This window comes from Sphingomonas sp. Root720, assembly GCF_001428605.1.
Classification (GTDB): domain Bacteria; phylum Pseudomonadota; class Alphaproteobacteria; order Sphingomonadales; family Sphingomonadaceae; genus Rhizorhabdus.
On record NZ_LMID01000001.1, the window covers coordinates 775,235 to 788,251 of the forward strand.

The 13,017-nt window shown below is 67.3% G+C and carries 10 protein-coding genes; 6 read left to right on the top strand and 4 right to left on the bottom strand.

Going from position 1 to position 13,017, the window contains the following annotated elements:
* Positions 1–7 precede the first annotated feature (7 nt).
* From ASE22_RS03535 to ASE22_RS03550, 4 genes are read right to left on the bottom strand one after another with little or no spacing between them, the layout of a single operon-like run.
* Positions 8–604: a sugar transferase gene (locus ASE22_RS03535; protein ID WP_082545701.1), complete on the bottom strand. Its 597-nt coding sequence runs from the start codon at positions 602–604 to the stop codon at positions 8–10.
* Entirely contained in the window at positions 604–1,785 is a 1,182-nt protein-coding gene (locus ASE22_RS03540) for a glycosyltransferase family 4 protein (protein ID WP_082545700.1), read from the bottom strand. Before ASE22_RS03540 ends, ASE22_RS03535 begins: the two co-directional genes overlap by 1 nt.
* The gene (asnB, locus tag ASE22_RS03545; protein ID WP_056355018.1) at positions 1,782–3,743 is read right to left on the bottom strand and encodes an asparagine synthase (glutamine-hydrolyzing); all 1,962 of its coding nucleotides are present in this window, start codon (positions 3,741–3,743) and stop codon (positions 1,782–1,784) included. The genes ASE22_RS03540 and asnB overlap by 4 nt, the downstream gene beginning before the upstream one ends.
* Positions 3,731–4,924, bottom strand: coding sequence for a glycosyltransferase (locus tag ASE22_RS03550; protein ID WP_056355021.1), 1,194 nt, complete (start codon positions 4,922–4,924; stop codon positions 3,731–3,733). The genes asnB and ASE22_RS03550 overlap by 13 nt, the downstream gene beginning before the upstream one ends.
* 356 nt (positions 4,925–5,280) lie before the next feature.
* Between ASE22_RS03550 and ASE22_RS03555 the strand changes: the two genes are divergently transcribed.
* The 6 genes from ASE22_RS03555 to ASE22_RS03580 all read left to right on the top strand — a co-directional run bounded on the left by ASE22_RS03555 (position 5,281) and on the right by ASE22_RS03580 (position 13,015).
* The gene (locus ASE22_RS03555; RefSeq protein WP_056355023.1) at positions 5,281–7,299 is read left to right on the top strand and encodes a nucleoside-diphosphate sugar epimerase/dehydratase; all 2,019 of its coding nucleotides are present in this window, start codon (positions 5,281–5,283) and stop codon (positions 7,297–7,299) included.
* Positions 7,299–8,507 carry a DegT/DnrJ/EryC1/StrS family aminotransferase gene (locus ASE22_RS03560; protein WP_056355027.1) on the top strand — a complete coding sequence of 403 codons (1,209 nt, stop codon included), beginning with the start codon at positions 7,299–7,301 and terminating at the stop codon, positions 8,505–8,507. Before ASE22_RS03555 ends, ASE22_RS03560 begins: the two co-directional genes overlap by 1 nt.
* A 29-nt stretch (positions 8,508–8,536) precedes the next feature.
* Positions 8,537–9,829 (top strand): hypothetical protein, encoded by a 1,293-nt coding sequence (locus tag ASE22_RS03565; RefSeq protein ID WP_056355030.1) that lies wholly within the window; start codon positions 8,537–8,539, stop codon positions 9,827–9,829.
* Between the two features lie 103 nt (positions 9,830–9,932).
* On the top strand, positions 9,933–10,430 hold the full coding sequence (locus ASE22_RS03570; protein ID WP_235537485.1) for a polysaccharide biosynthesis/export family protein: 498 nt from the start codon (positions 9,933–9,935) through the stop codon (positions 10,428–10,430).
* Positions 10,431–10,433: 3 nt separating this feature from the next.
* A complete protein-coding gene (locus ASE22_RS03575; protein ID WP_056355034.1) occupies positions 10,434–11,693 on the top strand; it encodes an outer membrane beta-barrel protein in 1,260 nt (419 codons plus the stop codon).
* 2 nt (positions 11,694–11,695) lie between these two features.
* Positions 11,696–13,015, top strand: a complete 1,320-nt coding sequence (locus tag ASE22_RS03580) for a pectate lyase (protein WP_056355037.1) — start codon at positions 11,696–11,698, stop codon at positions 13,013–13,015.
* The last annotated feature ends 2 nt before the right edge of the window (positions 13,016–13,017 follow it).

Genomic DNA, 13,017 nt, shown 5'->3' on the forward strand with positions numbered 1-13,017 from the left:
GCTGCTTTCAACCGAACCCACCACAACTGCCCGCATGCGCCTTCTCCAACAGGGTCCGATCGATGCGCTCGCCCGCGACCATCATCAGCGGCGTGCGGAGCATGATGCTCATGTCCAGAACCGCCGATCGCTCGCGGACATAGAGAAGGTCGATCGCGACCTTCTCGCGCATGTCGAGCAGGCTGTTGCCGCTGACCTGCGCGAGTCCGGTGAGGCCCGGGCGGACGGAACAGCGCAGCGCGCCCGTCGCGCCCAGGTCCGAGATGCTGTCGGGCAACAGGGGCCGCGGGCCGACGAAGGCCATGTCGCCGCGCAGGATGTTCCAGAGCTCGGGCAGTTCGTCGAGCCGCGAGCGCCGGAGAATACGCCCCAGCGCGGTCACCCGGTCGGCGTCGGGCAGCAGCGCTCCGGAGGCGTCGCGCCGATCGGTCATCGAACGGAATTTGATCAGCTCGAAGCGCGCGCCGCCGAGGCCTGCGCGGGCTTGCCGGAAGAGCACCGGAGTGCCCATCGAGACCGCCACGCACAGGGCGATGACGAGCATCGGGAGCGCGAACAACAGGAGCGCGGCGGCGGCGAGCATGCAATCGGCCGAGCGGTGCATCAGGCGACGCCGTAGCCGGCGCCCGGCCGCACGGGTTCCGCATGTTCGGAGCGCACGCTGCCGTCGATCTCCATCACCTGCATCAGCTGCCGGTTGACCTTGCGGACATCGAATATCTCTTCCGCGAGGTAGCGGGACGCCTCGCCCATGGCGGCCGCCAGGGAAGGATCGCGAAGGAACTCCTCCATCGCATCGCACAGCGCATCGACGTCGCGCGGCGGGACCAGCAGCCCGTTGCGGCCAAGGCGCACCGGTTCGCGGCACCCCGGCAGATCGGTCGTAATCAGCGCGCGACCGACCGCCATCGCCTCGAGCAGCGTCCGTGGCAGCCCCTCGCGATAATAGGACGGCAGGACGAACACGGTCGATGCCGCCAGCAGCGGGCGGACGTCCCGGGTCTCGGGGAAATAATCGATGACCTGGTCCGCCGTCCATTGCGCGAGGAGCCGTTCGGAGATGCCCGTGGGATTTTCGGTGTCGAGCCGGCCGAGCAGCCCGAAGCGCGCGCCGGGATAGCGTCGCTTCAGCCGGCGAGCCGCCTGGGCATATTCGTGGACGCCCTTGTCGCGCATCAGGCGGGCGATCATCAGGAAGCTGGCCGGCCCTTCCGGCACCGGCACCGCGGCGAAATGGGAAAGGTCGACCCCCGAACCGGCAACCTGGATCACCGGGGCGGTCGGTCGCACGATGCCGTGTGCAAGCAGTTCGCGGCGATCGTCGGCATTGAACACGAAGATCGCCCGCGCCCTCGCCACCGCCAGACGGTAGAGCCGCGCGACGATGGCGCGCAGCACGGGGCGGTGGTCCGAAGCCGGACTGAAGACATAGCCCAGGCCGCTCATCAAGGCATAGAAGCGGGGCCCGCGGAACAGGCGCGCCGCGATCCCACCGTAGATGATCGGTTTCTGCGTATAGGCGAGCACGACTGCCGGACGCTCGCGCCGGATGATGCCGATATAGTGCGCCAGGGTCCGGAGGTCGGCCAGCGGATTGCTGCCGGTGCGCGACATCGGCGTGCGGCAGTAGCGTGCTCCGAGGGCCGCGAGCTGGCGCGCGACCTCCGGATCGTCGTCGGGCGCGCAGGCGACCACCTCGTGCCCCGCGTCCACCATCGCCTCGATCAGCTTCCCGCGAAAATTGATCAGCGAGAAGGCGAAGCTGGACAGGATGAGGATCTTCATGCCGCGACGCTCCGTGTTGGTGGAGCGGACAGCACGTCGCTCCAGTGCCGCTTCCAGTTCTGGAACATCAATATCGTCCACAACTGGAACGCCCAGTTGCGCGCGCCGCTCTGATGCTCCGCCCACATCCGGCCGATCGGTTCGGCGGCAAGAAAGCCGTCGGCGGCGAGCAGATCGGGATCGAGAAGACCATCGGCCCAGTCGCGCAGCGGTCCGCGCAGCCACGCCTCGATGGGGACCGAGAAACCGCGCTTGGGCCGATCGGCGAGCTCGGCCGGCAGGTAGCGGCGGAACAGCGCGTGCAGCGGCCGCTTGCCCTGCCCGTCACGCCACAGCATCCCGTTCGGCAGCGTCCAGCTATACTCGACCAGCCGATGGTCGAGCAGCGGAGCCCGCGCCTCCAGCCCTACCGCCATCGTCGCCCGATCCACCTTCACGAGAATGTCGTCGGGCAGGTATCGCGATATGTCGACGAGCATCATCTGCCGCAGCGGGTCGCCCAGATCGGACATCGGCGGGCTATCCTTCTCGATGCCGTCGAGCACCAGCCTTTCGGGGCGGTCGTGAACGCTGGTCATGCTGCTGTAGAGTTGGGCGGCGCTGGCGGCGCGGAACAGCGAAGCCAGCTTGTGCATGCGATCTCCGGACATATCCCCCCGCAAGCCGTTGCCGGCGCTGCGGGGAAGGTAGCGGAAGATCCTGTCCCAGGCGGTAGGCGATATCGTATCGATCCCGTCCGCGATCGTGCCGCGCAACCAGCCCGGCAGCATCTCGATGCCCCGGCCCAGCTTGCTCGCGATTCCATAGCGTCCATAGCCGCCGAACAATTCGTCGCCGCCGTCGCCGGACAGGCACACCGTCACCCGCTCGCGCGCGTGGCGTGCGATGCAGAACATCGGGATGGCCGAAGGATCCGCGAAGGGTTCATCGTAGATCTGCGGGAGAAGCGGCACCATCGACAGGAAATCGTCGGCCCGCATGCGCAGCATATGGTGCCGGCTGCCGATGCTCCTCGCGACGGCGGCCGCGCTGGCGGACTCGTCGAACTCGGCTTCTTCGAACCCGATCGTGAAGGTGTCGATCGGCTCGCGCGACTCGCTCTGCATGATCGCGCTGACCAGCGAGGAATCGATGCCTCCCGAGAGAAAGGAGCCGACCGGGACGTCCGCCACCATCCTCTCGCGCACGGCGAGGCGGATGAGCCCGTCGATATGATCGAGCGCCGCCGCCTCGTCGGCGGGAGCCGGAGCCTCCCTGCCCCGGCGGGCGACGTCGTCGATCGACCAATAGGGATGCGGCTCGCCCACTCGGTCGATGCTGGCCACAAGGTGCGTTCCGGCCGGCAGCTTGCGGATGCCCCGCAGGATCGAGAGCGGCGCGGGGACATATTGATGGCGCAGATAGCTGGTAAGGGCGGCGCGTTCGATCGAGACGTCGAACATGGGCACCGCCATGATGGCCTTCAGTTCCGAGGCGAACACGAAATAGCCGCCGCATCGGCCGTAATAGAGCGGCTTCTTGCCCAGCCTGTCCCGGACGAGGTGCAACTCGCGACGGTGGCGATCCCACAGCGCGAAGGCGAACATGCCCGCGCAGCCACGGACCGCCGCGACGACGCCGTCCTGCTCGATCGCCGCCAGCAGCACTTCGGTGTCGCTCCCGCCGCGGAAGGCGTGACCCTTCGCGACCAGCGCGTCGCGCATGGCCCGATGATTATAGATTTCGCCGTTGAAGCTGATCACATAGCGCCCGCTCGCGGACAGCATGGGTTGCCGGCCCTCGGGCGACAGATCGACGATCGACAGCCGGCGATGCGCCAGCGCGACATTGGCCCCGGCTTCGGTCCATTCGTCCGCCATGTCCGGCCCGCGATGGCGCAGGCTGTCGTTCATCAGTCGCGCGATCGAGCGAAGCTCGGCCGGGGGACGCTGCGCGAGCACGCCGCTTATCCCGCACATTGCGACACCTCCAGTTCGGAGGGCTTCCGGAAGGACGATCGGTACAGATCGTCATAAAGATCGGCGTAACGGCGCGCGACGATCGGCAGGGAGAACTCGTTCTGCACGCGGGTCCGACCACACTCGCCCATCCGCCGCCGCCCCGCCGGACCGGCCTCGACGAGCTTGGCGATCGCCTCGGCCATGGCCACGGGATTGCCGCGGGGAACGCAGAGCCCGGCATCGTCGATGATCGCTCGGCTGTCGCCGACGTCTGTGGCGATGCAGGGCACGCCCGACGCCATCGCCTCGCCAAGGATATTGGGGAAGCCTTCGCCCCAGGCGGAGGAGAGCGCGACGACATCGCAGCCCGGCAGCCAGTCGGCGACATCGCGACGGTCGCCGAGCAGCGTCAGGCGGTCCTCGGGGAGCCAGCGCCGGCATGCTTCCGTCAGTCGCGCGGGCAAGGCGTCGGTACCGCTTCCGGCCAGCAGCAGATGGATGTCGTGCCCCATCTCCCGGGCCCGCCCCACGGCTTCGATCGCGGTCGCATGGTCCTTCATCGGGTGATGCCGCGCGACGACCGCGACCAGCGTCGGCGAGGGATCGATGCCGAACTGCCGGCGGACGCCTGCGCGCAACCGCCCCTCGGGTACGTCGGGCTGGAAATGCCGGTCGTTGAAGCCATTGGGGATCACCAGCGCTCCGGCCGGATCATAGCCGACCGCAACATGCTGGCGGAGAGCGGCCTCCGAATTGTAGATGGTCGCCTGCGGTCCGCTCGACAGGAGCGCCCCCAGCTCGATGACCTTGCGGCTCGACCATTTCTCGCTGCTCATGTCACCCAGCGAATGCCGGATGTTCCAGAGCAGCGGCGGGCGGCCGCGCGCGAGCTTCGCGGCGACGGACGCGACGATATTGCCGTGATACATCCACCCCTGGACGATGTCGGGATCCCGGCGGCGGACGATCCGGACCAGCCGCGCCATGGCCGCCGGCAGCTGCCGTGCGGCGTGCAGATGCAGCGTGTCGACCTCGACCCCGCTGTCGATCATCTGGCGTCCGACCGTGCCGGGTGTCTGCAGCGACAGCACGCTCGCCTCCGGGAAGCCGGCACGGCCGCCATGTTCGGAGATCAGCTTCGAAAGCATCGCCTCCGCGCCGCCGAAGTTGAGAGCGGTGATGACGTGCAGGATCTTCACGCGGCCTTCACCGGTCGCGAAGCCGCACAGCTGTCGCTCAGCACGATCGAGTTCATAGGGGTGCCTTTCATCTGCGGGAGCCCTCCTCGCAGTGCAGGCTGAAGACTAGCGGCCATCAGCCGGGCCCGCAGTGGCGAATAAGGCTAATAGCCTTTCGGCATCTCGAAAATCGAAGCGATGGCAAGAAAGGCTAGCGGCGCCGAGAATTCGGACACCGCCCGGTCTTTTAGGGATGATGTCCAAGGGGTCAGCTTACAAGGCCCGCGTTCAATGACAGGCTCCTCCCCCTCACAGGTTCGAACGCAGCCGCCATCGTCGATTGCCACGATGACGGCTCCGCATCCGAGGGAAGCGAAATGGGGTATCTCCGAAAGCCTGCCGGCCGACTAAGGCTGCGCTATCCGTGCGCGGTGCTCCTGGACGCCTGCGCGGTCATGCTCTCGCTCCACGTCGCACTCCGCCTGCGACTCCAGGGCCCGATATCGGACAGCACCGCATCCGGCGCCGCGCTCGGCGCGATCAGCAGCGCCATCATCTCGATCGCCGTCTTTCACATCGTCGGTATCTATCGGCAGAGCTGGCGCCATGTTTCGATCAAGGAACTCCTCTTCCTGGGTCAGGCGTCGATCCTGTCGGTCGCCCTGTCGAGCATCGTGATCCTGCTGCTCTTCTCCACGCCGCCCTGGCTCCCGCGCTCGGTTCCCATCATCCAGTGGTTCGTGCTGGTGGTCATGCTGGGTTCGCTCCGCGCCGGCCCGCGCATCCTGCGCGAGCTGTTGAGGCCGGCGCCTCCCCTCCCCGTCAATGCGCCGCCAGGTTCGCGGGAGCGCGGCCCGGCCCGCCAGAACGTCCTGCTCGTCGGGGAACCCGACTGGGCGGAGACGGTCCTGCGGGTCCTGAAGGACGGCCGGAATCCCGCCGTCACGGCCGTCGGCATATTGGCGCACGACGACCGCGACCGGAATCTGAACATCCGCGGCGTCCCGATCTTCGGGACGATCGACGAGCTCGAGGCGGTGGTCGGCCAGTTGACCCGCGCCAAGCGGCGCCCGAGCTACCTGATCGTCAGCCAAGGCGACCCGGCCCTCACCGGACCGCGCATCGCCAAGCTGGCGACACGGGCCGCCCAACTCGGGCTGGAGTTGGCACGCGCCCAGGAGCCGGGACAATTGCAACATTCGCGCGACGGCAATCTTGACCTGGAGTTCCTGAACCTGACCGATCTGCTCGGCCGTGCGGAAATGCGTCTCGACGGGGCTCTGGTGCGCGAAGCGATCAAGGGGCGGCGCATCCTCGTGACGGGCGCCGGCGGGACGATCGGCGGCGAACTGGTCCGCCAGATCGCCGCCTTCGAGGCCAGCGAGATCCTCCTCCTCGACCATGGGGAATATAATCTCTACGCGATCGATCTCGAGCTGCGGGAAAGCTTCCCCGCCGTTCGCAGCACCCCGCTGCTATGTTCGATCCGTCAGCGGGACACGCTGATCAAGCTGTTCTGCCAGCATCGGCCCGACCTGGTGTTCCACGCCGCCGCGCTGAAACATGTGCCGCTGGTCGAGGCCAATCCCTGCGCGGGCGTGCTGACCAACGTGATCGGCACGCGCAACGTCGCCGATGCGGTGCTGGCCTGCGGCGCACGCGCCATGATCCAGGTGTCGACCGACAAGGCCGTGAACCCGATCGGCATGATGGGGGCGACCAAGCGGCTCGGCGAGCTCTACTGCCAGGCGCTCGACCTCGCCTCGCCGCGCGAGGCCGGGGCATGCCGCTTCATAACCGTTCGTTTCGGCAACGTGCTGGGGTCGAGCGGATCGCTGATCCCGCTGTTCATGCGACAGCTCAGCCGACGCGGCCCGCTCACCGTGACCCATCCCGACATCGAACGCTATTTCATGACCGTCCATGAAGCGGTGCGGCTGATCCTGCACAGCAGCGCCGGCTCCCTGCAGGGCGGCATGGACCGGGGCCGGATCTTCGTTCTCGACATGGGCGCGCCGATCAAGATCGTCGACATAGCGCGGCGCATCATCAGGGCGGCCGGGCTGGAACCCGATATCGACGTGAAGATCGAGTTCGTCGGATTGCGCCCGGGCGAGAAGCTGTTCGAGGAGCTGTTCGACTCCAGCGAGGAACGCTTGCCGTCCTCCCTGCCGGGCATCTTCGAAGCCGCACCGCATCCGGTCGCGCTCACCGTGCTCAAGGGCGTGTTCGAACGGCTGGAGGATCTGGCGCGGTACGGCGATGCGGAAGCGATGTGCACGATCGTGCGAAGCATCGTCGATTTCCACGAGGAAAAGCCTGCCGCACCGCCGAGACCGGCCGACTCCCCGGCGACGCCGCACATGGCCCCCGCTCGCCTGCAGCAAGCACGGTGATGGCGGAAAGCGCACGGCTGACGACGCCCGGATCCGACGGGGCGATCCGATCGCTATGGCCGATCTATGGCGACGACGAGATCGCGGAGGTGGCCGATATCCTTCGCTCCGGACGCGTCAATGCGCTGGTGCACGGCGAACGCCGACAGCGGTTCGAGGAGGAATTCGCGGCCTATATCGGCGGGTTTCGCGCGATCGCGGTCGCCAACGGAACGCTCGCGCTGGAACTCGGCCTGCGCGCCCTGGGGATCGGAGCCGGCGACGAGGTGATCGTCACGCCCCGCAGCTATTTCGCGTCGGTGAGCTGCATCGTCGCGGTGGGCGCCACGCCTGTCTTCGCCGATGTCGACCCCGTCAGCCAGAATATCGACCCCGAGGGCATCGAACGGATGATCACCAGCCGCACCAAGGCGGTGATCTGCGTCCATCTGGCCGGCTGGCCATGTGAGATGAACCCGATCATGGCGCTGTGCCGGCGCAGGGGCCTGAAGGTGATCGAGGATTGCGCGCAGGCCCTGGGCGCCCTCTATCATGGTCGCAAGGTCGGTTCCTTCGGCGATGCCGCCGCCTTCTCCTTCTGCACCGACAAGATCATCTCGACGGGCGGCGAAGGCGGCATGCTGATCGTCGAGGACCCGGCGGTGTGGGCGCGAGCCTGGTCCTACAAGGACCATGGCAAGAATCCGGAGAAGCTGGCGGACCGGGGCGCGGCCAACGGATGTTTCCGCTGGCTCCATGACGGCTTCGGCAGCAACTACCGCCTGACCGAGATGCAGGCGGCGATCGGGTCTCTGCAACTCCGGAAACTGCCGGATTGGCTCGCGGCGCGGCGGCGCAACGCCGCGGCGCTGGACAGGGCGTTGGCCGACGTACCGGGGCTGCGGCTCGCCCGCCCGCCGGCGCATGTCGCGCATGCCTATTATAAATATTACTGCTTCCTCACCGGCCCCAGCCTCGGCGCGCGGGACGCCCGCGATGCGCTGGTGAGCCGGCTGCAGGCGCTCGGCGTTCCGTGCGGCAGCGGATCATGCCCGGAGATCTATGGGGAGGACGCCTTCTCGGACCATGGCTCGAAGCCACGCGCGCCGCTGCCCGTGGCCCGCCGGATCGGCGACGCCAGCATCATGCTTCCGGTCGATCCGACGCTGGAAGTCGCCGACATGGATCGCATGGCCGACCGGCTGCGATACTGCCTGGACCGGCGCTAGCCGCGATGGTGCCCAAAGGCAGCTCCGCAATGCCGGAACGGCAGGCCTCGCCGGTCGAGGATGGCGACATCCGAGGATCGGCCGGCCGGCTGATCACCCCGGTCCTGACCGTCGCGGTCTTCTTCTTCTGCTTCCATCTCTGGCGCGTGGGCGACGTCAACATCACCCTCAGCGACCTGCTGTTCGTCACGGTGATCTTCCTTGAACTCGGGCTCTCGCGTCTGAACGGCATGCCCTTCGGAGCCCTGACGCCGCTGTGGCTGGCCTCGCTGGTCGTCATGCTGACGGGTCTGATGCTGGGCAGCTTCTTCCATGGAGACATGACCCGCTGGCTGATCGTCGCCGCCCAATATCTGTTCAGTTACATGCTGCTGCCGATGGTCCTCATCCGGGACCGCGCCACGCTGCGGCCGCTCATCATCACGCTGATCATCGCGATGGTGGCGATGGAGAGCGTGGGCATCGCCGGCTATTATTTCCTGAGCGGCTATGAGCAGGCGACCGAGATCTTCGGCCGCGACTTCGTCACCGGCGGCCGCCGCCTCGGCGCGATGGTCGGGGACGCCAACTGGAATTCGGCGGTCATCGCGATGACGCTGCCGTTCGTCATGTATGCGGCCAGCCGGCGCCTGATCCCGTCGGCGGCGGCGCTGGTCGCCGCGACCGTCCTGCTCTGGGCCCTCATGCTGGCGGCATCGTTCACCGGTTTCTGCGCCGCGATGATGGCCATGGCGGCGATGGCGATCGCCGGCCGGATGTATCCCTCTCCGAAACTGCTGCTGCTCGCCGCGCTGCTGGTCGCGGGGCTGTTCGCGTCGGGCTACCAGATGCCCGACATCTTCGCCAAGCGGGTGGCGCCGGCACTGCAGGAGGGCAACCTCGACAGCGCCGGCACCTATGACGACCGCGCCGATCTCATCGTCGAGGCCTGGAAGCACGCGGAGCATACCGCGATCATCGGCATGGGCGTCGACGAGTACCGCAAGTTCAGCGCGTTCGGGCAGCCGGTGCACAACATGTACATGCTCGAGCTCGCCGAGGGCGGTATCCTCGCCCTGGCCGGCTGGCTGGGGATCGTCGGGATGCTCATACTGATTCCGCTCAGGAAACTGGCGCAGCATCGCATCGAAGCGTCGCTGTGCCTGGCGGTGATCATGGTCTTCCTGATCTTCACCATCGCCAGCCCGCATATGTATGCGCGCCTGTGGATGGTGCCGGTGCTTCTGTCGCTCGGGATCGTCGTCACGGCGGGTGATCCGCTCCCCCTTTTGAGCGGGCGCATCCCCCGGAATCGCCCACGGGGCGCAGGCCAAATGTACTAAAACCGTTAAATCGAAACCGCCGGAGGAGACGATGGTGAAAGTGCATCCATGGCGCAATTGCCTGGCGATCGTCATGAGCTTCGCTCTGGGGGCCTGCTCTCCCATGGCTGGCCTGGAACCGTTGCCGGTAAGCGCATCGACCCAATATCTGCTCGACGCCGGGGACGAACTGCGCGTCACTGCCTACGGGCTCGACGGCTTCTCCAGCACCTATGTGATCAGCGACATGGGCACGGTGTCGCTGCCGCTGATCGGCGACGTGCCGGCCAGCGGCAAGACCGCCGACCAGGTCCAGCAGGCGATCGCCCGGCAACTGACCGAGCGGCGCATCGTCAACGCGCCGATCGTCAATGTGCAGGTCAACGAATACCGGCACTTCTTCGTCGTCGGGGAAGTCAAGAAACCCGGCGAATATCCCTTCCGTCCGGGCACATCGGTGCTGAACGCGATATCGATGGCCGGCGGCTACACCTTCCGCGCGCAGACGAAGAAGGTCGCGATCATCCGTCGGCAGGCCAATGGCAGCTTCACGGCGGTGGCCACCGAGCAGTCCCTGATCCAGCCGGGCGATACGATCCGCGTCTACGAAAGCTGGTTCTAGGCCATGCGGCACCGGGCCGCATCGGCCTCGCGCCGTCCCCTGGCGGCAGCGATCGCTCTGGCCGGGCTGGTTTCCGCCCCTCCGCTCGGGGCCCAGTCGGTCGAGGACGACAGCGGGCGACTTCAATCGGTCCTGACGCTCGAGCGGGAAGGCTATCAGCCGCGACGCGTCAATATCGGCACCACCGTGCTGACCCCGGAGATCGAGGCCAGCGCGGTCTACGACAGCAATATCTACGCGGCGCACGACCATCGGCGCAGCGATGTGCTGACGACGCTACGTCCCCGGATCGTCGGCGAGGACGACGAGGGGCGCCTGCGCTGGCGCGGCCAGATGTCCGCCGAGCTTCGCCGCTATGCCTCCACCAGCCGGGAGAACAGCGACAGCTATGGCGCCTCCGCGAGGGTCGCCGCCGACCTCGCCAGCGCCGTCACCATAACCGGCGGCGGCGGCTACCGGCGCGCGGTCGAGAATCGCTCCGATCCGGAAGTGCGGCAGAACCCCACGCTCGGTCCGCCGCTGTTCGATGTCGCGAACGGGGAACTCGCCCTGCAGGGGGGCCGCGGAAGACTGGGTCTTTCGCTCAAGGGACAGGTCGAGAAATATGATTTCGTATCGTCCTTCAACAACGATCGCGACTTCACCAGCTATCGCGGCACCGTGCGCCTGCGTTACAATGTCGCGCCGGCGATCAACGGCTTCGTCCAGGCCTATGCCAACCAGCGCAGCTTCCGGCTCCGCGACCGCGTCAGCGGGATCGACCGGGACGGCCGGACCCTCGGCGGGCTCGTCGGCGTCCAGATCGATCCCGGCGGCAAGCTGCGGGGCGACGTCGGCGTGGGCTTCTTCCGGTACCGGCCGTCGTCGGCCACGCTGAAGGGCTTCTCCGGCTTCGCCGTGGATGGCACCCTGATCTACACGCCACGCGATCGCATCGCCTTCATCCTCGACGTCTTCCGCGGCGACGTGGCGACCGTCCGCAACGGCGCGAGCGGCCGGATCGACAGCCGCCTCCGCCTCGCCATCCAGCAGGAGATCCGCCACAACCTCCTGTCGAGCGTTGCCTTCCGCGTCCGGCGGACGGGCTATCGCGGCGTCAGCGACCGGTTGACCACGATCGGCGGCGACGTCGATCTCGAATATCTGATCAATCGCCGCCTGTCGGTCGCGTTCGTCGGCCAGTTGGTCAAGCGCACCAGCAGGACGATGGCCGAGACGTTCGAACGCGCCCGTGCGGGCCTGGAACTCCGGATACGCTACTGACCATGATCAAGGTGCTTCCGGTCATATTGCTGCTGCTCGTCGCCTCGGGGGATGGCGCCACGACCCGCAAGAAGGAACTGCCCGCCTTCCCGGGGGCGCAAGGCTATGGCCGCATGTCCGCCGGCGGGCGCGGCGGCCGCGTGATCCTGGTGACGACGCTCGCCGATGCGGGGCCGGGCTCGCTGCGCGCCTGCATCGAGCGTTCGGGCCCGCGCGTCTGCATCTTCAGGGTGAGCGGAGTGATCCGCTTCACGCAGCGGCCGCCGGTCATCGCCAATCCCTACATCACGATCGCCGGCCAGACCGCGCCGGGCGACGGCATCACCCTGGCGCATGGCGGCGGCCCGCTGGGCTTCACCCCGCTGCTCATCAAGAACAGCCATGACGTCATCATACGCGATATCCGCATTCGGCCCGATCTCAAGGGCGACTTCGCGGGCGCGAACGACGCCATCACCTTCGAGAACAGCCGCAACGTGATCATCGATCACGTCAGCGGGAGCTGGGCGCTCGACGAGAATATCAACGGACAGGGCGACAACGACAATGTCACGGTCAGCTGGTCGATCTTCGCTGAGGGGATTCCCCGCCACGACAAATGCGCCCTGCTCGGCAGCGATCCGACCAAGCCGCAGCGGATGAGCTTCATCTACAATGTCTGCGCGCACAACGGGGACCGCAATCCGGACCTGAATTTCAGGCCGAGGTCCTGTATCGATGTGATCAACAACCTGTTCTACGACGCCCAGTTCCAGTTCGCGGAGGTCTGGGAAAGCTATGGCGGCACGACCGCCAACATCGTCGCCAACATCTTCAGGTCCGGTCCGAGCACCTCGCCGGAGGCGATCGGCATCGATCGTCAGCGGATCGGCAGCCGGGGCGCGGCGCGGATCTTCGTGCAGGACAATGTCTTCGACGGCGTCTTCATCCACGCCGCGCCGGGGATAGCGGAGATCAGCGCCGGCCGGCCCGTCTGTCCGCTGTCGATCCGACCGATCGCGCCCGCGCTGGCCTATAGCCGGATCCTCGACGAGGCCGGCGCCTTTCCCCGCGACGCCGTCGATCGGCGCATCGTCGCCGAGGTGCGTTCCAGGACCGGCCGCATACGGCACATGCCCGGCACGATCCCGGCCGTCCGCCAGGCCGAGGCGCCTCGCGACAGCGACGGCGACGGCATGCCGGACAGCTGGGAGCGCGACCACGGAAGCCAACCGGCCGTCGCCGACCCGTGGAGGGACGCGAACGGCAACGGCATTCCCAATCTCGACGAATATCTCGACGATGCGCACCGGCGGGCGATGGCGGCCATCCCGCCGTCGTGATC